This window comes from Alkalisalibacterium limincola, from assembly GCF_008017755.1.
GTDB classification, from domain to species: domain Bacteria; phylum Pseudomonadota; class Gammaproteobacteria; order Xanthomonadales; family Xanthomonadaceae; genus Alkalisalibacterium; species Alkalisalibacterium limincola.
The window spans coordinates 188,329-212,707 of record NZ_VRTS01000003.1; the positions used below are offsets into that span (position 1 = coordinate 188,329).

At 68.9% G+C, this 24,379-nt stretch carries 17 protein-coding genes, 1 tRNA gene and 2 pseudogenes; 14 read left to right on the forward strand and 6 right to left on the reverse strand.

Annotated elements, in window-relative coordinates; translation table 11 throughout:
* Window positions 1-184: 184 nt before the first annotated feature.
* From FU658_RS05990 to FU658_RS06025, 8 genes and pseudogenes are all read left to right on the forward strand, one after another.
* The gene (locus FU658_RS05990; RefSeq protein WP_147891254.1) at window positions 185-1,252 is read left to right on the forward strand and encodes an alanine dehydrogenase; all 1,068 of its coding nucleotides are present in this window, start codon (window positions 185-187) and stop codon (window positions 1,250-1,252) included.
* A gap of 130 nt (window positions 1,253-1,382) precedes the next feature.
* Window positions 1,383-3,694 (forward strand): annotated as a pseudogene (locus FU658_RS05995) (DNA translocase FtsK).
* 97 nt (window positions 3,695-3,791) lie between these two features.
* On the forward strand, window positions 3,792-4,454 hold the full coding sequence (lolA, locus tag FU658_RS06000; protein ID WP_147891255.1) for an outer membrane lipoprotein periplasmic chaperone LolA: 663 nt from the start codon (window positions 3,792-3,794) through the stop codon (window positions 4,452-4,454).
* Between the two features lie 29 nt (window positions 4,455-4,483).
* Complete coding sequence (locus FU658_RS06005; RefSeq protein WP_147891256.1) at window positions 4,484-5,833, forward strand: replication-associated recombination protein A; 1,350 nt, start codon at window positions 4,484-4,486, stop codon at window positions 5,831-5,833.
* Between the two features lie 69 nt (window positions 5,834-5,902).
* Entirely contained in the window at window positions 5,903-7,183 is a 1,281-nt protein-coding gene (gene serS / locus FU658_RS06010) for a serine--tRNA ligase (RefSeq protein ID WP_147891257.1), read from the forward strand.
* A gap of 80 nt (window positions 7,184-7,263) precedes the next feature.
* Window positions 7,264-8,229, forward strand: coding sequence for a LysR family transcriptional regulator (locus FU658_RS06015; protein WP_147891258.1), 966 nt, complete (start codon window positions 7,264-7,266; stop codon window positions 8,227-8,229).
* A gap of 60 nt (window positions 8,230-8,289) precedes the next feature.
* Window positions 8,290-8,379, forward strand: a tRNA-Ser gene (locus FU658_RS06020).
* A 29-nt stretch (window positions 8,380-8,408) separates the two neighbouring features.
* Window positions 8,409-9,056, forward strand: a complete 648-nt coding sequence (locus tag FU658_RS06025; RefSeq protein WP_147891259.1) for a response regulator — start codon at window positions 8,409-8,411, stop codon at window positions 9,054-9,056.
* 78 nt (window positions 9,057-9,134) lie between these two features.
* On the opposite strand, the gene FU658_RS15970 is transcribed toward FU658_RS06025, so the two are convergent.
* The 3 genes from FU658_RS15970 to FU658_RS06030 are packed head-to-tail and all read right to left on the reverse strand — an operon-like array spanning window position 9,135 to window position 12,485.
* Entirely contained in the window at window positions 9,135-9,425 is a 291-nt protein-coding gene (locus tag FU658_RS15970; protein ID WP_255505445.1) for a hypothetical protein, read from the reverse strand.
* Window positions 9,397-10,191 carry a hypothetical protein gene (locus FU658_RS15975; protein ID WP_425477586.1) on the reverse strand — a complete coding sequence of 265 codons (795 nt, stop codon included), beginning with the start codon at window positions 10,189-10,191 and terminating at the stop codon, window positions 9,397-9,399. Before FU658_RS15975 ends, FU658_RS15970 begins: the two co-directional genes overlap by 29 nt.
* Window positions 10,188-12,485: an Rne/Rng family ribonuclease gene (locus FU658_RS06030; protein ID WP_425477587.1), complete on the reverse strand. Its 2,298-nt coding sequence runs from the start codon at window positions 12,483-12,485 to the stop codon at window positions 10,188-10,190. Before FU658_RS06030 ends, FU658_RS15975 begins: the two co-directional genes overlap by 4 nt.
* A gap of 416 nt (window positions 12,486-12,901) precedes the next feature.
* Between FU658_RS06030 and FU658_RS06035 the strand changes: the two genes are divergently transcribed.
* Window positions 12,902-13,855, forward strand: a complete 954-nt coding sequence (locus tag FU658_RS06035) for an RluA family pseudouridine synthase (RefSeq protein ID WP_255505446.1) — start codon at window positions 12,902-12,904, stop codon at window positions 13,853-13,855.
* Window positions 13,856-13,884: 29 nt separating this feature from the next.
* Here the strand turns inward: FU658_RS06035 and FU658_RS06040 are convergent, their stop codons facing one another.
* Window positions 13,885-14,235: a 4a-hydroxytetrahydrobiopterin dehydratase gene (locus FU658_RS06040; protein ID WP_147891261.1), complete on the reverse strand. Its 351-nt coding sequence runs from the start codon at window positions 14,233-14,235 to the stop codon at window positions 13,885-13,887.
* 64 nt (window positions 14,236-14,299) lie between these two features.
* On the opposite strand from FU658_RS06040, the gene FU658_RS06045 reads away from it, so the two are divergent.
* Together FU658_RS06045 and FU658_RS06050 are read left to right on the forward strand one after the other, a co-directional pair.
* On the forward strand, window positions 14,300-14,878 hold the full coding sequence (locus FU658_RS06045) for an NfuA family Fe-S biogenesis protein (protein ID WP_147891262.1): 579 nt from the start codon (window positions 14,300-14,302) through the stop codon (window positions 14,876-14,878).
* 170 nt (window positions 14,879-15,048) lie between these two features.
* Window positions 15,049-15,654 carry a hypothetical protein gene (locus tag FU658_RS06050; RefSeq protein ID WP_147891263.1) on the forward strand — a complete coding sequence of 202 codons (606 nt, stop codon included), beginning with the start codon at window positions 15,049-15,051 and terminating at the stop codon, window positions 15,652-15,654.
* Window positions 15,655-15,732: 78 nt separating this feature from the next.
* On the opposite strand, the gene FU658_RS06055 is transcribed toward FU658_RS06050, so the two are convergent.
* Entirely contained in the window at window positions 15,733-16,068 is a 336-nt protein-coding gene (locus tag FU658_RS06055) for a c-type cytochrome (protein ID WP_147891264.1), read from the reverse strand.
* A 2-nt stretch (window positions 16,069-16,070) separates the two neighbouring features.
* The gene (locus FU658_RS06060; protein ID WP_147891265.1) at window positions 16,071-16,394 is read right to left on the reverse strand and encodes a c-type cytochrome; all 324 of its coding nucleotides are present in this window, start codon (window positions 16,392-16,394) and stop codon (window positions 16,071-16,073) included.
* A gap of 242 nt (window positions 16,395-16,636) precedes the next feature.
* On the opposite strand from FU658_RS06060, the gene FU658_RS06065 reads away from it, so the two are divergent.
* The 3 genes and pseudogenes from FU658_RS06065 to FU658_RS06080 all read left to right on the forward strand — a co-directional run bounded on the left by FU658_RS06065 (window position 16,637) and on the right by FU658_RS06080 (window position 24,369).
* On the forward strand, window positions 16,637-17,866 hold the full coding sequence (locus tag FU658_RS06065; RefSeq protein WP_147891266.1) for an efflux RND transporter periplasmic adaptor subunit: 1,230 nt from the start codon (window positions 16,637-16,639) through the stop codon (window positions 17,864-17,866).
* A pseudogene (locus FU658_RS06075) lies at window positions 17,863-21,277 on the forward strand (efflux RND transporter permease subunit). The gene FU658_RS06065 and the pseudogene FU658_RS06075 overlap by 4 nt, the downstream one beginning before the upstream one ends.
* A complete protein-coding gene (locus FU658_RS06080) occupies window positions 21,274-24,369 on the forward strand; it encodes an efflux RND transporter permease subunit (protein ID WP_147891268.1) in 3,096 nt (1,031 codons plus the stop codon). Before FU658_RS06075 ends, FU658_RS06080 begins: the two are co-directional and overlap by 4 nt.
* The last annotated feature ends 10 nt before the right edge of the window (window positions 24,370-24,379 follow it).

Consider the following 24,379-nt stretch of genomic DNA (forward strand, 5'->3'; position numbering starts at 1 on the left):
AGCGCCTTTGGCGCAGGGAGGGCAGTCGGTGGGAGACGGCTGAACGTGTCGCCGCGGCGACGGTCCCGGAAAGGATGGGGCTGCAGCCGGGTCGATTCAAGCCTGACACCCCGGCGTGATCGCCACCGCAGGCTAGACAGGCCGGCGATTCGCCGGTTTTCGCTTTTTTAGTATGGGACCCAACATGCGCATCGGTATCCCCCGTGAGACCAAGACCCTCGAAGGCCGCGTGGCCCTCGTTCCCGCCGCCGCCGCCGACCTGGTCCGACGTGGCCACGAGGTCTGGGTCGAGACCCAGGCCGGCGTCAAGAGCGGCTTCAGCGACGAGCACTACTCGGCGCTGGGCGTGAACATCGCCGCGGACGCCGCCACGCTGTACGAGAAGGGCGAACTGATCGTCAAGGTGAAGGAGCCGATCGCCGGCGACCTCAAGCACCTGCGCAAGGACCACCTGCTGTTTTGCTACCTGCACCTGGCCGCCGAGCCCGAGCTGACCTCGCGTCTGCTCGACATCGGCCTGACCGGCGTGGCGTTCGAGACCGTCGAGCTCGAGAACGGGGACCTGCCGCTGCTGGCGCCGATGTCCATCGTCGCCGGTCGCATCGGCGTGCAGGTCGGCACCCACCTGCTGCACGCCCCGATGGGCGGCAAGGGCAAGCTGCTGGGTGGCCTGCCTTCCACCGAGCGCGGCAAGGTGGTGGTGTTCGGTGCCGGCGCCGCCGGTGGCAACTCCGCGGAGCTGGCAGCCTCGGGTGGCTCCAACGTCGTGGTGTTCGAGAAGCGCCAGGACCGCCTGGCGCAGATGATGGCGCTGGGCGCCAACGTCACCGCGCTGTTCCCCTACGAGGACGTGGTGGCGCGCGAGCTGGCCACCGCCGACCTGGTCATCGGCGCGGTGCTGGTGACCGGCGCGAAGGCCCCGCACGTGGTGACGCGCGAGATGGTCGCCTCGATGCAGAAGGGCAGCGTGCTGGTGGACATCTCCGTCGACCAGGGCGGCTGCTTCGAGACCACGCGTCCGACCACCTGGGCGGAGCCGACCTACGACGTCGACGGGGTGACCCACTTCGCCGTGACCAACATGCCCGGCGCGGTGCCGCAGACCTCCTCGCAGGCGATCTGCGCGGCCATCCTGCCCTGGGTGCAGAAGCTGGCTTCGGGCGAATGGCGCGACAACCAGGCGCTGGTGCGCGGCATCAACGTCGAGGGTGGGAAGCTGGTGCATCCGGCGCTGCAGGACATGGGCGCCTGATCGGCGCTCGACAGCCGGCCGATCCGGTGTAACGTGGTGGCCGCCGCTCCTTCCGGGTCGGCGGCCACTTTCGTTTTAAAATGCCGTATATTCAACGGCTAATCAGGATTTCCTGAGGTAGGTTCTAACGGTGGGACGCGCCCGTACAGCCCGCACCAAGCCCGACGCGCAGCCGGCGAACCGCAAGCTGTGGCGCGAATTGATCCTCGTGGCGGTGGCGCCGGTCGTGCTGTTCCTGCTGGCGAGCCTGCTCAGTTACACCCCCGACGACCCGGGCTGGTCGCGCTCGGGCAGCGTCACCGGCCAGATCAGCAACTTCGGCGGCACCGTCGGGGCCTGGCTGTCGGACCTGGTGTTCTACTTCTTCGGCTACGTCGCCTACACATTGCCCTTCGTGCTGGCCGGGATCGTGTGGGTGGCGCTGTTTGCCGCCGACGACCGCGGCGCGGGGTTCACGCCGGCGCTGCGCCTGGTCGGCCTGGTCGGGTTCCTGGTGTGTGCCAGCGGCCTGGTGCACATCCAGATGGGGGCTGCGCCGGCCCTGCCGGCCGATTCCGGCGGCATCCTCGGCCAGCTCGTCGGGCGCTCGTTCTCCAACCTGCTCGGGCCGTTCGGGGCCAACCTGTTCCTGCTGGCCGCGGTGCTTGCCGCGATCACGCTGGCCACCGGCCTGAGCTGGCTGGGCCTGATGGACCGCCTGGGGCAGTGGGCGATCGCCGTCTGGATCTGGGCCGGGGCGAGCGTGGTCCGCCTGCGCGAATGGCGCCAGGCCCGCGCCGCACGCGAGGTGCGCGGCGAGACGCGCAAGGTCGAGACCGCGCGACGCGCACGTCGCGAGCCGATCCGGATCGAGCCGCCGCCGGCGCCGGTCATCGAGAAGAGCGAACGCGCCAAGCGCGAGCAGCAGATCCCGCTGTTCCACACCGATCCGGCCGGGGGACTGCCACCGCTGTCCCTGCTGGATGATCCCAAGCCCCAGCCGAAGGGCTACTCCGAGGAAACGCTCGAGGCGCTGTCGCGGCAGATCGAGTTCAAGCTCAAGGATTTCCGCATCGACGTCGAGGTGGTCGGCGCGTTCCCGGGCCCGGTCATCACCCGCTTCGAGATGGAGCGGCGCCGGGCGTGAAGGGCAGCCAGGTCAACAGCCTCGACAAGGACATCGCCCGCGGACTGAGCGTCAAGGCGGTGCGCGTGGTCGACGTGATCCCGGGCAAGTCGGTGATCGGACTGGAGATCCCGAACGCCACGCGCGAGATGATCTACCTCAGCGAGCTGCTGCGCTCCAAGGAGTACGACAAGTCCCCCAGCCCGCTGACGATCGCACTGGGCAAGGACATCGGCGGCCGGCCGACGGTGGCCGACCTGGGCCGCATGCCGCACCTGCTGGTGGCCGGCACCACCGGTTCGGGCAAGTCGGTCGGCGTCAACGCCATGGTGCTCAGCCTGCTGTACAAGGCCTCGGCCCAGGACGTGCGGATGCTGATGATCGACCCGAAGATGCTGGAACTTTCGGTTTACGAAGGCATCCCGCACCTGCTGGCGCCGGTCGTGACCGACATGAAGGAGGCGGCGAATGCGCTGCGCTGGTGCGTGGCGGAGATGGAACGCCGCTACAAGCTGATGAGTGCGGTCGGCGTGCGCAACCTGGCCGGCTTCAACCGCAAGGTGAAGGATGCGCAGGAGGCGGGGCAGCCACTCCTGGATCCGCTGTTCCAGCCCAATCCGGAGCTCGACGAAACCGCCCCGGAGCTCGAGACCTTGCCCTACATCGTCGTCTTCATCGACGAGTTCGCCGACATGATGATGATCGTCGGCAAGAAGGTCGAGGAGCTCATCGCCCGCCTGGCGCAAAAGGCCCGCGCAGCCGGCATCCACCTGATCCTGGCCACCCAGCGGCCCTCGGTCGACGTGATCACCGGCCTGATCAAGGCCAACATCCCGACCCGGATCGCCTTCCAGGTCAGCTCCAAGATCGACTCGCGCACGATCCTCGACCAGAGCGGCGCGGAAACGCTGCTGGGCCACGGCGACATGCTCTACCTGCCCCCCGGCACGGCCATGCCCGAGCGTGTCCATGGCGCCTTCGTCAGCGACGAGGAGGTCCATCGGGTCGTCGACTACCTGAAGAAGCAGGGCGGCGGCCCGGACTATGTCGAGGGTGTGCTCGACGACACCCAGACGATGGGCGACGGCGTCGTGGTCGGTGCCACCGGCCTGCCGGAGGCCTCGTCCGGCGGCGACGAGTCCGACCCGCTCTACGACGAGGCGGTGCGCATCGTCACCGAGAGCCGCCGCGCGTCGATCTCCGGTGTGCAGCGACGGCTGAAGATCGGCTACAACCGTGCCGCACGCCTGATCGAGGCGATGGAACAGGCCGGGATCGTGACGCCCCAGGAATCCAATGGCGACCGCAAGGTGATCGCGCCACCGCCGCCGAAGTGACCCTGAACGGAGCAGTGGCCATGTGTACGGCCGCGGGTCCGCGGTTCAGCCTCCGCCGTTCAGAATCGACCACGAACCTCCCCATGTGGATGCCGCCATGCGACGTGTGATTGCCCTTGCCACCCCGCTGCTGCTGCTCGGCCTGGTTGCGCCCCAGGCGCAGGCCGATGACGCGCGCGCGGCCTTCGATCGCTTCAGCCAGGACCTGCGCGGACTGGACGGCAGCTTCGAGCAGCGCGTTTACGACGCCAACGGCCACCTCAGCGAGCACTCCACCGGCACGATCGCGTTGCGCACGCCGCGGCAGTTCCGCTGGGAGTACCTCGATCCGTTCCCGCAGCTGATCGTGGCGGACGGCAACCACGTCTGGATCTACGATCCGGACCTGGAACAGGTCAACGTGCGCATCCAGAGCCACGAGGAGCAGTCCAGCCCGCTGGCCGTGCTGATCGATCCCGACGAGCTCGAGCGTCAGTTCACCGTCTCCCGGGGCGGCGACGAGGACGGCCTGGACTGGATGGTGCTGACCCCGCGTGGCGAGGACGCACAGTTCGACCAGGCGCGCCTGGCCTTCGACGGTGCCGGGGCGCTGGCGCGCATGGAGCTCGACGATTCCCTCGGCCAGAAGACCCGGGTGACGTTCAGCGGCTGGGAGCGCAACCCGGACTTCGCCGCGGACCACTTCAGCTTCGAGCCGCCGGCCGGCGTCGACGTGGTGGGTGCGATGGCCGAGGCCGCCGAGGTCACGCCGATCCGGTAACGAGGCCTGCAGCCGCCTACAATGGGTCGATGAACCGCCCTTCCTCCGTCGACGGCCAGGACGGCCTGTTCGAGGCCCCCGAATCGCTGCAGCCCCTGGCCGAGCGCATGCGCCCGCGCACGCTCGACGACGTGGTGGGCCAGCGCAGGCTGGTGGCGGAGGGGTCGGCACTGCGGCGCGCGATCGAATCGGGCCGCGTCCATTCGATGATCCTCTGGGGCCCGCCGGGCTGCGGCAAGACGACGCTGGCGCTGTTGCTGGCGCGCTATGCCCGGGCCGGGTTCCGGGCCATCTCGGCGGTGCTGTCGGGACTCCCCGACGTGCGCAAGGTGCTGGCCGAGGCGCAGGCGCGGTTCGAGGCGGGCGAGCGCACCGTGCTGTTCGTCGACGAGGTGCACCGCTTCAACAAGGCCCAGCAGGATGCGTTCCTGCCGCACATCGAGCGCGGCAGCATCCTGTTCGTCGGCGCCACGACCGAGAATCCCAGCTTCGAACTCAACTCCGCGCTGCTCTCGCGCTGCCGGGTGCACGTGCTCGAACCGGTGTCGGCCGACGACATCGTGCAGGCGCTGCAGCGTGCGCTCGGTGACGCCGAGCGGGGACTTGGCGAACGTGGCATCGAGGTGGAGGCCGACCTGCTGGCGCTGATCGCACAGGCAGCCGACGGCGACGTGCGCCGTGGACTGACCTTGCTCGAGATCGCCGCGGAGCTGGCGCAAGACGAGGATGGCGTCATCACCGAGGCCACGCTGGCGCAGGTGCTCGCCGACCGCACGCGTCGATTCGACAAGCAGGGCGAGCAGTTCTACGACCAGATCTCGGCGCTGCACAAATCGGTGCGCAGCTCCAATCCCGATGCCGCGCTGTACTGGCTGTGCCGCATGCTCGATGGTGGCTGCGACCGCATCTACCTGGCGCGGCGGCTCACGCGCATGGCGGTCGAGGACATCGGCCTGGCCGATCCGCGGGCGCTGGCCATGGCCACCGAGGCCTGGGATGCCTACGACCGCCTCGGCAGCCCGGAGGGCGAGCTGGCGCTGGCGCAACTGGTGATCTACCTGGCCAGCACCGCCAAGTCCAACGCCGCCTACGTGGCCTACAAGGCGGCGATGTCGGATGTGCGCGAGCACGGCAGCCAGGAGGTGCCGATGCACCTGCGCAACGCACCGACCAAGCTGATGAAGTCCCTGGGCTACGGCAGCGGCTACCAGTACGACCACGATGCGGAGGCCGGCGTGGCGCTGTCGCAGACGGCCTTCCCCGATGCGATGGGCGAGCGCACCTACTACCAGCCGGTCGAGCGTGGCCTGGAGATCCGCCTCAAGGAGAAGCTCGACCAGCTTCGCGCCCAGCGCGGGCAGGCACGCGGGAAAAGTTGACGCGGCGTTGGCGCATCGCGGGAAGGGCGGCGATAATGCGCGGTCCCTTGCCGAACCCGGAAGTCCCCGATGCTCGATCCGATGCTGCTGCGCGTCCAGCTGGCCGACACCGCCGCCCGCCTGAAGGCCACCCGGGGTTTTGACCTGGACGTGGCCGCGCTCGAGCGGCTGGAGGCCGAGCGCAAGCAGTTGCAGACGCGAACGCAGGAACTGCAGAACCTGCGCAACACGCGGTCCAAGGCGATCGGGCAGGCCAAGGCGAAGGGCGAGGATGCCAGCGCCCTGTTGGCCGAGGTGGCGGGGCTCGGCGATGAACTCAAGCATGCCGAGCATCGGCTGGCCGAGCTCAAGTCCGAGCTGGAGGCGATTGCGCTGGGCATCCCGAACCTGCCCGACGACGGCGTGCCGGTCGGCGCGGACGAGACCCACAACGTGGAGGAGGAGCGCTGGGGCGAGCCGCGCACCTTCGATTTCGAGGTCCGCGACCACGTGGCACTGGGCGAGCGCCATGGCTGGCTCGACGCCGATGCCGGGGCCAGGCTCAGCGGCGCGCGGTTCACCGTCATGCGAGGCAAGATGGCCCGCCTGCACCGGGCGCTGGCGCAGTTCATGCTCGACCTGCAGGTCGGCGAACACGGCTACAGCGAGTGCAACGTCCCGCTCATCGTCAACGCCGATGCGATGCAGGGCACCGGCCAGTTGCCCAAGTTCGAGGAAGACCTGTTCTCCACGCCGTTCGGCGACACCACCCGCTACCTGGTGCCGACCGCCGAGGTGCCGCTGACCAACCTGGTGCGCGAGGACATCGTGGAGGACTCGGCGCTGCCGATGTGGCTGGCGGCCCATTCGATGTGCTTCCGGGCCGAGGCCGGCAGCCACGGCCGCGACACGCGCGGCATGATCCGCCAGCACCAGTTCGAGAAGATCGAACTGGTCGCGATCAGCCGACCGGCCGAAAGCGATGCGGCCCACCAGCGCATGGTGGGCCATGCCGAGGCCGTGCTGCGGCGCCTGGGCCTGCCGTACCGGCGCATGCTGTTGTGCACGGGCGACATGGGCTTCTCGGCCCGCCGCACCTACGACCTGGAGGTGTGGCTGCCGGGGCAGGACAGCTATCGTGAAATCAGCTCGATCTCCAACTGCGGTGATTTCCAGGCGCGCCGGATGCAGGCACGCTGGCGCAATCCCGAGACCGGCAAGCCCGAGCCGCTGCACACGCTCAACGGCTCCGGCCTGGCCGTGGGGCGGACCCTGGTCGCGGTGCTGGAGAACTACCAGGAGGCGGACGGCTCGATCACCGTGCCCGAGGCCCTGCGCCCGTACATGGGTGGACTGGAGCGCCTTGCCTGAGTTGCCGGAGTCGTTGACCGCGGCAGGACGATGCGCTTAAGTGGGAGAACGGTGTTCCCCTGGCGAAACGGCTGCCCGCGATGCAGGACCTCAACGATCTCTACTACTTCGCCGTCGTGGTCGAACACGGCGGATATGCCGCGGCCGAGCGCGCCCTCAACATCCCGAAATCGCGCCTGAGCCGGCGCGTGTCGCAGCTCGAGAGCGACCTCGGCGTGCGCCTGCTGCAGCGCTCGACCCGGCGCTTCTCGGTGACCGAAGTCGGGCAGGACGTCTACCGCCATGCCCAGAGCATGCTGGCAGAGGCCCAGGCCGCCCGTGAAGCGGTGGACCGGCTGAGTGCCGAGCCGCGCGGACTGGTCCGGGTGAGTTGCCCGGTGGCCCTGGCACAGAACCAGCTGGCCCGGCTGTTGCCGGGGTTCATGGCGGCGCACCCCAAGGTGCGCGTGCACGTGCATGCCAGCAATCGGCGTATCGACGTCATCAACGAAGGTTTCGACGTTGCATTGCGGGTGCGCAGCCAGCTCAACGACGACGGCAGCCTGGTCATGCGCAGTTTCGGACAGATACAGGAGCTGCTGGTGGCCAGCCCGGCCTATCTGGCCAGGGCAGGGCGCCCGGCGGCGCCCGCGGACCTGCACGACCACCAGACGCTCAGCATGAGCGAGGACGAGGGCAGGCAGCGCTGGGAACTGCACGGCCCGCAGGGTCAGATCGAGCGCGTCGACATCCAGCCCCGGCTGATGTGTTCGGATTTCCCCATGCTCGAGCAGGCCGCGGTCGAAGGGCTGGGCATCACGCTGCTTCCCGAGACGATCTGCGCCGACGACGTACGCAGCGGGCGACTGGAGGTGGTCCTGCCGCAGTGGAGCCTGCCGCAGGGCATCTGCCATGCGGTGTTCCCCTCGCGCCGCGGCCTGCTGCCGGCGGTGCGGGGCTTCATCGACTATCTTGCCGAACACCTTCCCGGGCAGATCGAATCGAGCCGGCTCGACTGTTCCGGGTGTCGCCGCGAGCCCGATGGCGAACTGGCGCGGGCTGGCTGAACGCGCTGTTTTCGTACAGAATTGCGCAGGCTCCGGCCAGGAACGGCCGGGGTTTTTCATGGAGAGGTGGCCGAGTGGTTTAAGGCAGCAGTCTTGAAAACTGCCGTGGAGGCGACTCCACCGTGGGTTCGAATCCCACCCTCTCCGCCATCCAGGGAAGGACTATGGGGAGATATGGAATGATCCGAGTGTTCATTCTCGATGACCATGCGCTGGTGCGAACCGGACTGCGCATGATCCTGGCCGGACAGGTCGACGTGGACGTGGTCGGCGAGGCCAGCAGTGGCGAGGAAGGCCTGCCGATGATCCGGCAGCTCAAGCCCGACGTGGTGCTGTGCGACCTGCACCTGCCCGGCGTGAGCGGCCTGGAGATCACCGAGCGCATCGTGCGCGGTGCGATGGATACGAAGGTGATCATCGTTTCGGTGCAGGAAGACGGCCCGTTGCCGCAGCGCCTGCTGGCGGCGGGTGCCAGCGGATACCTGGGCAAGGCCTGTGGTGCCGACGAGTTGCTTCGCGCCGTGCGCGACGTGGCCCACGGCCGGCGCTACGTGGCCAGCGACCTGGCGCAGCGCATGGCCCTGGGCGTGGTCAACGGCACCGCATCGCCCTTCGAGGCGCTGTCCCCGCGCGAGACCGAGATCGCGATGATGCTCTGCCAGGGCAAGCGCATGGACGATATCGCCGAGCGCCTGAGCCTGAGTCCGAAAACCGTCGCCACGCACAAGTACCGCTTGTTCAACAAGCTCGAGATCCGCGACAACGTGTCGTTGCTTCGACTGGCCAGCCAGTATGGCCTGGTGGAGGCGACGCAACAGGCGCGCTAGCGGAAAGCGGTCCACCGACATGCAAGAAGGGCGCGTCGTTCGACGCGCCCTTCTGCGTTTGCACCTTTGCTGATGGAATCAGCGGTCGGTCCGGGTGCTTTCCTCCTTGCCCGACTCGACAGACTCCGAGGCCTCTTCGACGCGAGTCACTTCCTCTTCCTCGTCCTCGTCGGTTGCCTCGACAGCCCGGGTGTCGACGACGGCGGCCGGGGTGCCCGACAGCTCCCGATCCGACTGGCCTGGTTCGACCGACGACTCCGGCATGGCGTGGCTGGTGGCCTGGGCGGGCGCTTCGCCGATCTTTTCGACCGACTGCTCGACCGGAGAGTCATCCAACGCTTCAACCGGCTTGGCCGGCGCGGCTTCCAACGGAAGGCTGTGCTGCGGCGAGCCCTCTCCAGACCCGTCCGACGACTCGGGCCTGGCCTTCGGCGCGGCGGGCATCGCCGGCTGGCTCCGGTTCGCCGAGAGCGCGACGGCGACCGCAAGCGCCACCTGGCGCGGCTCCGGGCGTGGTTCCGGACGCGGCTCCGCCTGCGGACGACGTGGTGTGCGCTCCGTGCGGGGGGGGCGCGGCCTTGGCCACGGCCTTGGGCTCGGGCTGCGACTCCCGTGCGGCAGCAGCGTCATCTTCCGCCGGGGCGGCTGCCTCGGCGGCGGTGGATGCTTCGCTGGTGGAGGCTTCCGCGGCCGCTGCCTGGTTGCCCGTGCCGGAGATGTATCGACTCTTGCGCGCGGCGGGGGCGTGTGCAGCCCGCTCCGGCGACGCCTCGGTCCGATCGACGTTCGCCGACGAGGTGCTGTCTTCGACAGCCTCGATCGCCTCGGCAGTCGCGGTGGGTGCGGTAGCTTCGGCAGGCTCGGCAGACGCCGCTGCCTTCTCGGCCTTCTCGGCTTTCTCAGCCTTCTCGGCCTGCGGGGCCGGAAGGTCGTCGAAGCTCAGCTCGGAGCGACTGGCGGCCGCGGTGGCGGGGCCATCCTCGGCCACGGGGACCGAAGGCCCGTCGTTGCGGTTGCCGTCGGAGGCGGTACGGGAGCCGTCTTCGCTCGAGTGGGCCGGGGCAGTTTGCGCCCGGTTGCCGTCGGCATCGCCCGTACCGTTCTCGTCGTGGCCGTCCTGGCCATCCTCGATCACATTGGGCGCGTCGGCCGCGCTGCGGCGACGGCGGCGGCCACCACGGCGTCCACGACGCCTGCGGCTGCCGGCGCTGGCATCCTGTCCATCCTCGCCCGGGGTGGTGCTGGCCGGATTCGCGGAGGCATCGGCCATGGCCTGCGGGTCGGCATCGGCGGCGACATCCTTTTTCGGATTGGCACCCGTGCCGGCGTCGCGACCGCGGCTGCGGCAGTCGCCTTGCCGGCGCCTGCGCTGCCGTCCTCGGACTTCGCGGTGCCACTTCGGCGAGCGCCGTCCCTGGCGGGTTTGGCGCCGTCCTGGGTGGCTGCGGCTTCGTTGCGCGGCCGGCGCTCGCGGCGTGCCTTGGGTGCGGCGGCGTCCTCGCGCTTGTCCTCGGGACGTTCGTCGCGACGCTCTTCGGACTTCGCGGCGCTGCCGGTGCGCTGGCTGCGGCTGCGGCCGCTGCGCTCCTCGTCACGGCCACCCCGGCGCCGTCGGCCACCACGGCTGGACGGGCGCTGGTCCTCGTCGGCCGCTGCGCGTTCTTCGCGCTTGGGTTGCGTGCGGGGCGTGGAGGCCGGCTTGTCGGCGCTGCCGCCGAAGAACCCGACGATGCGATCCCACAGGCTCGGCTCGGCGGCCTGCACGGCGCGAGGGGCGGTCACGGCCTTCGGCGGCGGGGCCTCCTCGGCCGGCTCGCGTTGCGGGGCGGGGCGTACCGGCTCCACCTTGCGCACCGCCGGCGGCGGCGGGATGTTGAGGTTGTCACGCGTCAGCGCATGGGTCTCGAGCTTGCGCGGCGTGGTGCGGTGGTAGCTCGGGCGACCCGCCTCTTCGGCCAGCTCGTTCTCGCGCAGGCGGCTGACGTTGAAGTGGGGCGTCTCGAGCTGCAGGTCGGCCACGATGACGACCGGCGCGTCGTGGCGCTGTTCGATCTCGACCAGTGCGCGGCGCTTCTCGTTGAGCAGGTAGTTCGCGATTTCCGGCGGCGCCTGGACCAGGACCTGGCCGGTGCTCTCCTTCATCGCATTCTCTTCGGCCAGTCGCAGGATCGACAGCGCGAGCGATTCGACGCTGCGCATGCGGCCATGGCCGGAGCAGCGCGGGCAGACGATCTGGCTGGACTCGCCCAGGCTCGGGCGCAGTCGCTGGCGCGACATCTCCAGCAGGCCGAAGCGCGAGATCCGGCCGATCTGCACACGGGCGCGGTCGTGGCGAAGCGCCTGCTGCAGGCGGTTCTCGACCTCGCGCTGGTGCTTGCTGGAGGACATGTCGATGAAGTCGATGACCACCAGCCCACCCAGGTCGCGCAGGCGCAACTGGCGGGCCACTTCGTCGGCGGCCTCCAGGTTGGTGTTGAACGCGGTGTCCTCGATGTCGCTGCCCTTGGTGGCGCGCGCGGAGTTCACGTCGACCGCGGTCAGCGCCTCGGTCTGGTCCATGACGATGGCGCCGCCGGAGGGCAGGCGAAGCTCGCGCTCGTAGGCGGCCTCGATCTGCGACTCGATCTGGTAGCGGTTGAACAGCGGGACGGTGTCTTCGTAGAACTTGAGCTTGCGCAGGTTGTGCGGCATCACCCGCTCCATGAACTCGCGCGCGTCCTCGTAGAGTTCACGGGTGTCGACCAGGATCTCGCCGACATCGTTGCGCAGGTAGTCACGCAGCGCACGGATGATCAGGCGCGATTCCTGGTAGATGAGGAACGGGGCCGGCTTGGTCAGTGCGGCTTCGGTGATCGCGCGCCAGACCTGGATCAGGTAGTCGAGGTCCCACTGCAGTTCCTCGGCGTCGCGGCCGACACCGGCGGTGCGGATGATCACGCCCATCTCGTCGGGGATGTCGAGCTTGTCCATCGCGTCCTTGAGGGCGGCGCGGTCGTCGCCCTCGATGCGGCGCGAGACGCCACCGGCGGTCGGGCTGTTGGGCATCAGCACCATGTAGCGGCCGGCCAGCGAGATGTACGTGGTCAGCGCCGCGCCCTTGCCCTGGCGCTCATCCTTGGTGACCTGCACGACGACTTCCTGGCCCTCGCGCAGCAGCTCCTTCATCGACGCCTTGTTCGGGTCGACGCCGGCCTGGAAGTAATCGCGGGAGATTTCCTTGAGCGGAAGGAAGCCGTGCTTTTCTCCGCCGTAATCGACGAAGGCCGCTTCGAGCGAGGACTCGACGCGGGTGATGCGGCCCTTGTAGATGTTGGACTTCTTCTGTTCCTTCGACGGCTGTTCGATATCGATGTCGTACAGCGTCTGGCCATCGACGATGGCCACTCGCAACTCTTCTGCCTGAGTCGCGTTGATAAGCATCCGCTTCATTGTCAGTTCCTCACGCGCTCTACCGCGAGGAACGCCGGGTGTCCGCGCCCTGATGTGGGGCGCCCTCCGCGCCATGGAGAGCGGAAGGCACTGCGAATTCGCCAGCGCTGCCAAACAACCGACGGACGTTCATCCGCGGGAGCGCTTGTTCATTAAGACCGGTGGGCGCCATGCCCGCCGGCAACCATTCGGACCCCGGGACGCCCAGATGGTTCGGACGTTCCGTGGCGCTCGAGCGACTCACGCCTAAGATGCGGGCACCGATCGCGCGGCCCGGCTACCATGGGCAGCCTCAGGGCGGTGCGCGTTGCAGTACCCGGGTCCACCTGGACGGCACAGCGAATTATTGCGCTGCAGCAGTGCCAGGGAAATCAGGACGTTATTTCGCCTGCTTAGTGTAGCAGATAGGAGTCAGAGTGAGTCGAGAGGTGACCGGGGCCAGCCCGGCAGTCAGGTTGGTGAAGGTGCCTGCCGACCGGGCCGGCCAGCGGCTGGACAATTTCCTGCTCGGCCTGCTCAAGGGGGCGCCGCGCAGCCTGGTCTACAAGATCGTGCGCAGCGGCCAGGTGCGGGTTGACGGTGGCCGGGCCAAGGCCGACTTCAAGCTCAGGGGCGGCGAGGAGGTGCGGGTGCCTCCGGTGCGTTTGCCGGAGCCGGGCGAGGAGCGTGCGCCGCCCGCCTCGCAGCTCGACCGGATCCAGGCCGCGATCGTGTTCGAGGACGACCGGCTGCTGGCGCTGGACAAGCCCAGCGGCATCGCCAGCCACGGCGGCAGCGGCATCAGCCACGGGGCGATCGAACTGATCCGGGCCGCACGCCCCGGCGAGTCGCTGGAGCTGGTCCATCGCCTGGACCGGGACACTTCCGGCCTGCTGGTCATCGCCAAGAAGCGCAGCGCGCTGACCACGCTCCAGCGCCTGATGCGCGAAGGTGGGCTGCGCAAGCGCTACCTCACGCTGCTGGTCGGGCGCCTGCCCGAGGGGCGACTCCGCGTCGACGTGGCGCTGCTCAAGGCCACGCTGCGTGGCGGCGAGCGCATGGTGCGCACCGACGAGGGCGGCAAGGACTCGGTCAGCCATTTCCATCTGCTCGAGCGGCGGGGCGGGCACAGCTTCACCGAAGTGCGCATCGAGACCGGCCGCACCCACCAGATCCGGGTGCACGCCGTGCACCTGGGCCATCCGGTCGCCGGAGACGACAAGTACGGCGACCGCGAGGCCAACAAGCGGCTGCGCGAGAAGGCCGGGCTCAAGCGCCTGTTCCTGCATGCCGCGTCGCTGGAGTTCGCGCTGGAGGACGGATCGCGTCCCTACGTGCTCAACGCCCCGCTGCCGCCCGACCTCTCGGGCGTGCTGGACCGCCTTGCCTGATCAGCCGGGCGGGCGGCGTCGCGTCGCGGTCAGGGCGCGTCGGCGTAGAGCGCGTCCGCGCGGGCCGCGCAGATGAAGTCGTTCTCGGACAAGCCGTCCACGTCATGGGTGGAGAACCTGACCACCACGCGGTCGTAGTGCACGCCCAGGTCGGGATGGTGGTCCTCGCGGTGGGCGATGAAGCCCAGTGCATTCACGTAGGCCAGGGTGCGGTAGTAGTCCTTGAAGCGGAACGTGCGCGTGATCGCCCGGCCTTCCTCGACCAGCTCCCATTCAGGCAGCAGGCCCAGGCGCTCGGACACGGCCACGGCCTCCAGGCGGTCGCCTGCGCCCTTTCGGGGCTGGCAGTGGGAGGAGGCGAGGGTGGCGAGATCGGTCATGGGGCACATCCTGTGATGTCGGGTTCGCGCAAAGTATACGCAGCCCCTGCGTTAGAATAGCGGGATGATCGAGATCTCCACGCACGCCCAGAGCCACTTCCGTCGCCTCATCGAAACGCAGGGCGGCGATGCCATCGGCATCCGCCTCACTGCCGTCGACCCCGGCACGTCGCGTGCCGACGCGCGACTGGAGTTCTGCGAGCCACTCGACCTCAGCGGCGACGAATGGTCGCTGGAGTGCGACGGCTTCACCCTGTACGTCGACGGTGCCAGCGCTCCGTTCCTGGAAGGGGCCGAAATCGACTTCACCGACCAGCAGACCGGTGGCCAGTTGACGATCCGCGCGCCGCGCATCAAGGGTGAGGCCCCGGCCGGGGATGCCGGCCTGGTGGAGCGCGTGCGCTGGCTGGTCGACAACGAGATCAACCCGCAGTTGGCCTCGCACGGCGGGCGCGTCGCGGTGGAGGAGATCACGGCGGAAGGCGTCGTGGTGCTGAGGTTCGGTGGCGGTTGCCACGGCTGCGGCATGGCCGACGTCACGCTCAAGCAGGGTATCGAGAAGACGTTGCTGGCCAAGGTGCCGGGCGTCACCGCCGTGCGCGATGCCACCGATCACGCCACTGGCGAGAACCCCTACATCTGATCCGCGCGAGGGAGCCCCGCCAGGCGCGAGGGCCCCGGATAACATCCCGCTAACCCTGCCGTCGCTACGCTCTGCCGCGGCCAGGATGCGGTGTGGATGTCATGCGGGGAAGCAACGGGGGAGATCTTCCAAGGCGATCGGGTCTTATCCGGCCGGCGGAGCAGGCACCGTTGCAGCCCTGGCGCATCCTCGTGGTGGCCGTCGTTGTGGCCCTGCATGCCGCGGTGCTGGTACACGTCACCCGTCCTCCTTCCAGCGATTCGGCGCCCGCGGCTTTGGTGCGGGTCGATCGCATCCAGCTCGTCGAGATCGCCCCGCCTCCGCCGCCGCTGCCCGTACGTCGTCCACAGCGCCCCGCGCCGGGTCCGTCGGCTGCCCCTGCCGACGCCCGGGCGGGCGCGCTGCAGGTCGTCGCGGCCCCTGCGGATGAGGCTGGCGGCGTTGCTGGGGCCCCTGCCGCCGGTGCCGATCAGCACGCTGCCGAGGAGCGGCCTGCCGATGCGCAGGCGACGTTCGCGCGACCTTCGGCCGGCGCCCGCCCGCTTCGGGAGCCGGGGAGGCAGCACCTGCCTGGTCGCGACGAGGCGTTCGTCGAAGGATTCCATGTGCGGGAAGCACCGAGCCTCGAGGATCGGGTGCTCGGCGCGGCGGCCATGCTGTTCGGTGGCGGCCGGCCGGAGACCTGCGACGACGTCCGCCAGCGCCTCATCGGGGCCGGGCCCGGGCTGGCCCGCGACATGGACGTGGAACGCCTGCGGCGCCTGTGCACGAACTGAACCACCGGTGCCGGTGCATCTCCGGAAACGCGCGAGGGCCCCGTTCGGGGCCCTCGAGGCGAAGTCGCCCGGTGCGGCTCAGCGCGTGCCGCGCATGCTCCGCAGCGGACCCGTCTGGGCGGCGTAGAATGCCGACAGGTCGCGGATGTCCTGGTCGCTCAGGGTCGCGGCGAAGCCCGCCATGATGAGGTTGTCGCGGGCACCGGAGCGGTAATCGCGAAGCGTCTTTTCCATGTAGTCGGCGTACTGGCCCGCCAGCAGCGGGTACTGCGGATCGCCGATGCCGTTTCCATCCGGACCGTGGCAGGCCTGGCAGACCTGCGACTTACGCTCGCCGGCTTCGACGTCACCCGCATGGGCCGGGGCGAGGAGGAACAGCGAGGCCACGGCCACGCCAAGGATCGTCTTGTACATGCTTACTGCTCCTTGCCCAGCTGTGCGAGGTAGGCGGAAATGTCGCGCAGCTCCTGCTCGGTGTAGCCCTCGGCCTGCGCCCGCATGGTCGGATGCTGGCGGGAACCTTCGCGGTACTGGCCGAGCGCGGCGACCAGGTACTCGTAGTTCTGGCCGGCGATCTTGGGGACGCTGTAGCTCGGGTAGGCGTTCTTGTAGCCCGCGATGCCGTGGCAGCCATAACAGGTGTAGGCGAGCGACTTGCCGTTCTCGATGTCGTTCTCGGCAAGTGCGGGCGAGGCTGCGAGGGCAAGGCCCAGGGCAGTCAGAAGGAAGGTTGGCTTCATCTGAGGATCGTTCCGGCTTGGAAGTACCGGCCGCCGGGTGTGGCGACCACCAAAACCCGAAGTATAGCCGGAGCCGGCCGGCTCTTGCAGTCCAATGCGTATCCCGCAGCGGGGCAGGTCATTTCGTGACTTGCGTCACTCGCGCCGGACCGCCGGCTTGCGGAGACTGGCCACACTGGTGCTTGCACGCTTCGGTGTACTAGGCTACTATAACACCAGAACCCCACCCTCGAGTCCTGCTCATGAACGTGAATCCCTGCAGCCACCGCCTTCACATCCCGCGAGCCGGGCTGGCCTGTGTCCTTGCCGTGTCGTTCGCGCTGGGCCTTTCCGCCTGTGGCGGCAGCGGCACCGATGCCGCCGCCCAGGAAGAAGAACGCCCGCCGGACGCGGTGCCGGTGGAAACGGCGCAGGTCGGGCGACGCGAGATCGCTGCCAGCTACAGTGGCACCGCGACGCTTGAGGCGGTCAACGAGGCCCAGGTCGTGTCCAAGACCAGCGGCGTGCTGCTCGAACTGATGGTGGAGGAGGGGGATGTGGTGCGCGCCGGCCAGGTGCTGGCCCGGCTGGACCCCGACCGCAAGGGCCTGGCGCTGGCCCAGGCCCAGTCGCAGTTGCAGAAGCTGCAGAGCGAGTACGCGCGCTCCGAAGAACTGTTCGCCCGGCAGCTCGTCTCCGCCGACCAGCACGAGCGCCTGCGCGCGGAGCTCGACATCCAGCGCTCCGCGGTCGACATCGCCCGGCTGGAAGTGTCCTACACCCGCATCACGGCGCCCATCGATGGCGTGATCGCGGTGCGTGAGGTCAGGCTGGGCAACCTGATCCAGCCCAACCAGTCGCTGTTCCGCATCGTCGACACGGCCACGCTCGAGGCGGTGCTCAATGTCCCCGAACGCGAGCTGGCGACGATGCGCATGGGCCTGCCGGTATCGATGCAGGTCGATGCGGTGCCCAACCAGCGATTCGAGGGCCGCGTGGCCCGCGTCAGCCCGGTGGTGGACTCCGGCAGCGGCACGTTCCGGGTGACCACCGAGTTCACCTCCCAGGGTGTGCTGCGTCCGGGCATGTTCGGACGCGTCGGTGTCGTGCACGACCAGCGTGCCGACGTCTTGAGCGTGCCGCGATCGGCGCTGATCGAAGGCGACGGCATGACTTCCGTGTTCGCGGTGCGCGACGACACCGCGGTCCGCACGCCGGTGGAGCTGGGATACATCAACGGCACCTTCGCGGAGATCCGCGGCGGCATCGAGGAGGGGACCCAGGTGGTGACCGTGGGCAAGGTGACGCTGCGCGACGGCAGCCGCGTGCAGGTGCTCGACGCACCGGGGCAGGCGGTGCCTGCCGAGGACGTGGCGGGTGATGCCGAGCCGGGCGCGGGTGCCGACGTGGGCGCGGCGGAGGACGCCGCGCAGCAGGATGCCGGCGTGGCCGACACGGCCGGGTCCGACGACGGGGAAGAGGCCGGGGCATGAGCCTGATCGAATTTTCCACGCGCCGTCGCGTCACCATCGCGATGGCGACGTTCACCCTGGTGCTGTTCGGCTTCATCGCGCTGGGCGACCTGCGCATGAACCTGCTGCCGACCTGAGCTATCCGACGCTCACGGTGCGCACCGAATACACCGGGGCCGCGCCGAGCGAGATCGAGAACCTGCTGACCGAGCCGGTCGAGGAGGCGGTCGGCGTGGTCAAGGGCCTGCGCCGGCTGCGTTCGGTGTCGCGCACCGGCCAGAGCGACGTGCTGCTGGAGTTCGCCTGGGGCACGAACATGGATATCGCCAGCATCGAGGTGCGCGACAAGCTGGAGGTGCTGCGGCTGCCGCTGGAGGCGGAGAAGCCGGTGATCCTGCGCTTCGACCCGTCCACCGAACCGGTCATGCGCATGGTGCTGGCGGGAGCGAGGGCACTGCGGCCCTCGGGGCGGCGGCCGAGGAGGCCGAGCTCAAGCAGCTGCGCCGGCATGCCGACGAGGAGATCAAGCGCCGCCTTGAACCGACCCCGGGTGTCGCCGCGGTCAAGGTCTCCGGTGGCTTGGAGGACGAGGTGCAGGTGTGGCTGGACCAGCAGCAGCTGGCACGGCTCAACCTGGACCCGGGGCGGGTCATCGAGCGGCTGCGACAGGAGAACATCAACATCTCCGGCGGCCGGATCGAGGAGGGCAGCCAGCGCTACCTGGTGCGCACGGTGAACGAGTTCATCGAGCTCGACCAGATGCGCGAGTTGCTGGTCACCGACCTCGATGGCGTGCCGGTTCGCCTGCGCGACATCGCAACCGTGACCCAGGGCTACCGGGAGCGCGAGGCGATCATCCGGCTGGGCGGTCGCGAGGCGGTCGAGCTGGCGCTGTACAAGGAAGGCGATGCGAACACCGTCGAGGTGTCCGAGTCGGTGATGCCGCTGCTGGAGCGCTTGCGGCAGGACCTGCCGCCGGGCGCCAGCCTGGTGGTCGTCGACGACCAGGCGATCTTCATCCGCCAGGCGCTCAACGACGTCAAGCTCGAGGCCGTCATCGGCGGCCTGCTGGCGATCCTGGTGATCTTCCTGTTCCTGCGCAACGGCTGGAGCACGCTGGTGATCGGCCTGTCGCTGCCGGTGTCGATCATCGCCACGTTCTTCTTCATGGGCCAGTTCGGCCTGAGCCTCAACGTCATGTCGCTGGCGGGCCTGGCCCTGGCCACCGGCATGGTGGTGGACGACTCGATCGTGGTGCTGGAATCGATCGCCAAGGCGCGCGAGCGCGGCCTGGGCGTCATCGAGGCGGCGATCGTCGGCACCCGCGAGGTCGGCATGCCGGTCGTTGCCTCGACGCTGACCACGCTGGCGGTGTTCCTGCCGCTGGTCTTCGTCACCGGCATCGCCGGCCAGCTGTTCGCCGACCAGGCGCTGACCGTGGCGATCGCGGTGATCATCTCGACCTTCGTCGCGCTGAGCCTGATCCCGATGCTGGCCTCGCTGGCGGCGCCGGCGCCGATGGCGTTCCCGGCCCACCCGGCGAACCCGCGCCCGCTGTGGCGCCAGACCTTCGAGTTCTCGCGGCGCAGCGCGGCCTGGCCGGTGGACCGTTCGCGGCCGCTGGCCGCGCAGCGGCTGCGTGGCCTCGCGTGGCTCGTTGTCCTGGTGCCGAAGCTGGTGATGCTGCTCGTGTTGCTGGTGGTGACGGTGCTGCTGCTGTTGCTGTCCCTGCTCGTCCGTTACGGGCTGCTGGCGCTGTCGTTCGTGTTCGTGGGCCTGCGCGGCAGCGTCGGCCGCGTGATGGACCGGACGGCGGGCGGCGTCGGCGCCGGGTTCAATGCCCTCTCGGCGCGCTACCTGCGCGTGCTGCCCGAAGCGCTGTCGCGGCCCTTCGCCGTATTGGGCATCGCTGCGGCGATGTTCATCGTGTCTGTGCTGATGGTGCCGCGACTGGGCATGGACCTGGTGCCGCAGCTGGCGCAGGACCGCTTCGAGATGACCGCCAAGCTGCCACCGGGCACGCAGCTGCGCGATACCGACGCATTGGTGCGCAGCCTGCAGCTGGCCCACCAGGACGACGAGGACATCCGCGTGCTGTACGGCGTGAGCGGCAGTGGCACGCGCCTGGACGCCAACCCGACCGAGTCGGGCGAGAACATCGGCAAGCTGACCATCGTCATGGGCAGCGGCACCAGTGCGCGCACCGAGGCCCAGATCAGCCAGCGCCTCCGCCGCACGATGGAGCGCTACCCCGGCGTGGAGGTCGATTTCAGCCGGCCGGAGCTGTTTGCGATGGCCCAGCCGCTGGAGATCGAACTGCGCGGCAACGACCTGGCCCAGCTCGAGGTCGGCGGCAACGAACTGGTGCGGCGCCTGGCCGCCGACGACCGCTTCGTCGACGTGAGGGCGACCACCGACCAGGGCTTCCCGGAACTGCAGATCCTCTTCGACCAGGAGCGGGCTGCGGGACTCGGGCTGACCAACCGGCAGATCGCCGACCAGGTGGTGCGGCAGGTGCGCGGCGAGGTGGCCACCCGCTACAGCGTGCGCGACCGCCGCATCGATGTGCTGGTCAGGGCCCAGCCCAGCGACCGTGCTTCCGTCGCCGACATCCGTCGCCTGATCGTAAACCCGTCCAGCGACCGCCCCGTCACGCTCGATTCCGTGGCCGATGTCGTCCAGACGATCGGGCCGAGCGAGATCCACCGCACCAACCAGAACCGCGTGGCGATCGTCTCGGCGAACCTGGCCTACGGCGACCTGGGCAGTGCGGTGGCTTCGGTGGAGCGCATGCTGGCCCAGGGCCCACTGGCCGCCGGCGTGAGGACCTCGATCGGCGGGCAGAGCGAGGAGCTGGTCGCTTCGCGGCAGTCGATGATCTTCGCCTTCGTCCTGGCGATCTTCCTAGTCTACCTGGTCATGGCCTCGCAGTTCGAGTCGCTACTGCACCCGTTCGTCATCATGTTCACCATCCCGCTCGCGGTCGTGGGCGCCGTACTGGCGCTCTCCCTGACCGGCAACACCGTGTCGGTGGTGGTGTTCATCGGACTGATCCTGCTCGCGGGCATCGTCGTGAAGAACGCGATCGTCCTGATCGACCGGATCAACCAGCTGCGCGAGGCCGGCGTGCCCAAGCGTGAGGCGATCCTGGAGGCGTGCGAGGTGCGCTTGCGCCCGATCCTGATGACGACGCTGACCACGGTGTTCGGCTTCATGCCGCTGGCGCTGGGGCTGGGCGACGGTTCGGAGGTCCGCGCACCGATGGCGATCACGGTGATCGGCGGCCTGCTGGTGTCCACCCTGCTGACGCTGCTGGTGATCCCGGTGATGTACGACCTGCTGGACCGGCGCAGCGACGAGAGCTATGTGGCGCGTGCACGGCCGGTTTCCCTGGATTCGGGGCGCGATCTTCCGGCGGAGGTCGGCGCATGAGTCCCCCGGACGGTGGCTGGAGCCTCGCCCGGCTGAGCCTGAAGCGGCCGGTCACGGCGACGATGTTCTTCGTCACGCTGCTGCTGCTGGGCATGATCGCCGCGGTGCGCATCCCGCTGGCGTTCTTCCCGGAGTTCGACGCACCGTTCCTGTACGTGGACATGCCGTATCCGGGCTCGACGCCGGAGGAAGTGGAGCAGACCCTGGTGCGGCCGGTCGAGGAGGTCATGTCGACGCTGTCCGGCGTCAAGCGCATCCAGTCGACCGCACGTGCCGATGGCGCCGGGGTGGGGGTGCAGTTCGCCTGGGGCCGCAACATCAACGTGCTGGCCTCGGAAGCGCGCGATCGGCTGGATGCGATCCGCGGCGACCTGCCTTCGGACCTGCAGTTCTACCGCGTGGTCAAGTTCTCGAGCTCCGACCAGCCGGTACTGCGGGTGCGCTTCGCCAGCGAACGCGACCTCAGCGATGCCTGGGGCCTGCTCAACGACGAGGTCAAGCGACGCCTCGAGCGCCTGCCCGGCGTGGCGCGGGTGGAGCTGTCGAGCATCGCGCCGCCGGAGGTGGAGGTGGCGATCGATTCCGACCGCGTGACCGCGGCGGGAATCGGCTTGAACGAACTGGCCAAGACGCTGCAGGAGGCGAACTTCTCGCTGTCCGCAGGCGAGATCGATGACGGCACGCGACGCCTGCGGGTGCAGCCGGTCGGCGAGATCAGCGACCTGGACGTGCTGCGCAACCTGGTGGTGGCGCCCAACGGCATGCGCCTGGGCGAGATCGCCGACGTACGCCTCCAGGGAAGCCGGCTGGACTACCGGCGTCGGCTCGAGGGCCGCACGGCGATCGGCATCGACCTGTGGAAGGAGCGCGATGCGAACCTGGTGGAGGTGGCGCGCTCGGTGCACGCCGAACTGGCGGTCATCGGTGCGCAACCGGACTTCCAGGGCATCGAGTTCATCACGATCCAGGACCAGGCCAGCGGCGTGACCAGCTCGCTGACCGACCTGGCCAAGGCCGGGGCCCTGGGCTCGGCGCTGGCGATCCTGGTGCTGTTCTTCTTCCTGCGCCACTGGATGTCGACGCTGATGGTGGCGGTGGCGATCCCGATCTGCTTCGTCATCACGCTCGGCGCCATGTACTTCTTCGGCACCACGCTCAACATCATCTCGATGATGGGCCTGCTGCTGGCGATCGGACTGCTCGTGGACAACGCCGTGGTGGTGGTGGAGAGCATCTACCAGAAGCGCGAGAAGTACCCCGACGATCCGGTGCGCTGCGCGATCGAGGGCACGCGCGGGGTGCAGCTGGCGATCTCGGCCGGCACGCTGACTTCGATCATCGTGTTCCTGCCCAACCTGTTCGGCGAGCGAAACGAGATCAGCCTGTTCTTCGGCGAGATCGCACTGACGATCACGATCGCGCTGCTGGCCTCCTGGCTGGTCGCGGTCAGCCTGATCCCGATGATCTCGGCGCGGATCAAGGCCCCGCCCAAGGTGGCGGCCGGGACCGGCCTGATCGGGCGGTTGCAGGACCGCTACGCACGCGGCCTGCGCTGGTCCCTGCGGCACCGGGGCGTGACACTGGTGGCCCTGGGCTGCCTGGTGCTGTCGAGCTGCGTGCCGTTCGGCTACATCCAGCAGAACACCGACATGTTCCCGCAGAACCCGGCGCGCGAGTTCGAGATGTACTTCCAGTGGCGCGGTTCCTATTCGCTGGAACAGATGTCGGGCGAGGTGGGCAAGATCGAGGCGTTTCTGGACGAGAACCGCGAGCGCTTCCAGATCCGCCAGGTCTACAGCTGGTTCTCGGAGCAGGGCTGGGGCGGGGTTCGCGTTTCGCTGCAGGAGCAGGGCAGTGGCCTGCGCCCCGTGGGCGAGTTGCAGCAGCTCATGCGCGACGAGATGCCGAAGCTGGCCACGGCCAACATCGGCTTCCGCGGCGAGGGCGGGGGTGGTGGAGGCAGCGAAGGCCTCCGGGTCAACCTCTACGGCGATTCCTCGGAGACGCTCGACGAGCTCTCCGAGGAGGTGGTCCGGGTGCTTTCGCAGAGCGACGTGCTGCGTGACGTGCGCGCGGACCGCGGCGATGTCTCCAGCGAGCTGCGCATCCGCGTGGACCGCGACCGGGCGGCACTGTACGGCTTCAACGCGCAGGAAGTGGCCACCTTCGTCGGAACGGCGATCCGTGGCACGCCGCTGCGCGAGTTCCGCTACGGCGATCGCGAGATCCCTATGTGGGTGCGTTTCGACAGCGGCGAGGAGCCCTCGCTGGAGGACCTCAGCAACTTCATGGTTCGCGCGCAGGACGGACGCATGGTCCCGCTGCTGGCCATGGTGTTCGCGGACGTCCAGCCGGGCGCGGCGCAGATCCGGCGCGAGGATCGCCGCTCGTCGCTCGCCGTCGAGATCAACCTGGTCGACGGCACCACGCAGAACGATGCGCGCAAGGCCATCACCGAGGCGCTGGAGCCGATCGCGATGCCACCCGGCTACCGCTGGAGCTTCGGTGCCGACTTCCAACGCTCCAACGAGGCGCTGGAGCGGATGATGTTCAACACGCTGCTGGCGCTGATGATGGTGGTCGTGGTGATGGCCGCACTGTTCGAGTCGATGCTGTTCCCGGTCGCGATCATCAGCTCGATCGTGTTCTCGTACTTCGGCATGTTCTGGTTCTTCATGGTGACCGGCACCACGTTCTCGATCATGGCCTTCATCGGGCTTATCGTGCTGATGGGCATCGTGGTCAACAACGGCATCGTCATGGTCGAGCACATCAATTCGCTCCGGCGTGACGGCCTGGAACGCATCGATGCACTGGTGTCGGGCTCGCGCGAGCGGCTGCGACCGATCCTGATGACGATGGGCACCACGGTGCTGGGCATGCTGCCGCTGTGCATCGCCGGGGCCCAGGTGGGTGGCGACGGCCCGCCGTACTATCCGATGGCCCGAGCCATCGTCGGAGGACTGCTGTTCTCGACGATCGCGAGCCTGGCCTTCCTGCCGACGATCTACGCGGTGCTCGACGACTTCAGCCTGTGGTTGAAGCGCCAGTGGAGCGACGCGGCGATCGTGGTGGCCCGGAAGCCCGCCTGAAGGATTGCCC

Coding starts and splice junctions, on each gene's coding strand:
- FU658_RS05990 (WP_147891254.1), top strand. CDS start 185: ATGCGCATCGGTATCCCCCGTGAGACCAAGACCCTCGAAGGCCGCGTG.
- lolA (WP_147891255.1), top strand. CDS start 3,792: ATGCGACGTGTGATTGCCCTTGCCACCCCGCTGCTGCTGCTCGGCCTG.
- FU658_RS06005 (WP_147891256.1), top strand. CDS start 4,484: ATGAACCGCCCTTCCTCCGTCGACGGCCAGGACGGCCTGTTCGAGGCC.
- serS (WP_147891257.1), top strand. CDS start 5,903: ATGCTCGATCCGATGCTGCTGCGCGTCCAGCTGGCCGACACCGCCGCC.
- FU658_RS06015 (WP_147891258.1), top strand. CDS start 7,264: ATGCAGGACCTCAACGATCTCTACTACTTCGCCGTCGTGGTCGAACAC.
- FU658_RS06025 (WP_147891259.1), top strand. CDS start 8,409: ATGATCCGAGTGTTCATTCTCGATGACCATGCGCTGGTGCGAACCGGA.
- FU658_RS06030 (WP_425477587.1), bottom strand. CDS start 12,485: ATGAAGCGGATGCTTATCAACGCGACTCAGGCAGAAGAGTTGCGAGTG.
- FU658_RS06040 (WP_147891261.1), bottom strand. CDS start 14,235: ATGACCGATCTCGCCACCCTCGCCTCCTCCCACTGCCAGCCCCGAAAG.
- FU658_RS06045 (WP_147891262.1), top strand. CDS start 14,300: ATGATCGAGATCTCCACGCACGCCCAGAGCCACTTCCGTCGCCTCATC.
- FU658_RS06055 (WP_147891264.1), bottom strand. CDS start 16,068: ATGTACAAGACGATCCTTGGCGTGGCCGTGGCCTCGCTGTTCCTCCTC.
- FU658_RS06060 (WP_147891265.1), bottom strand. CDS start 16,394: ATGAAGCCAACCTTCCTTCTGACTGCCCTGGGCCTTGCCCTCGCAGCC.
- FU658_RS06065 (WP_147891266.1), top strand. CDS start 16,637: ATGAACGTGAATCCCTGCAGCCACCGCCTTCACATCCCGCGAGCCGGG.
- FU658_RS06080 (WP_147891268.1), top strand. CDS start 21,274: ATGAGTCCCCCGGACGGTGGCTGGAGCCTCGCCCGGCTGAGCCTGAAG.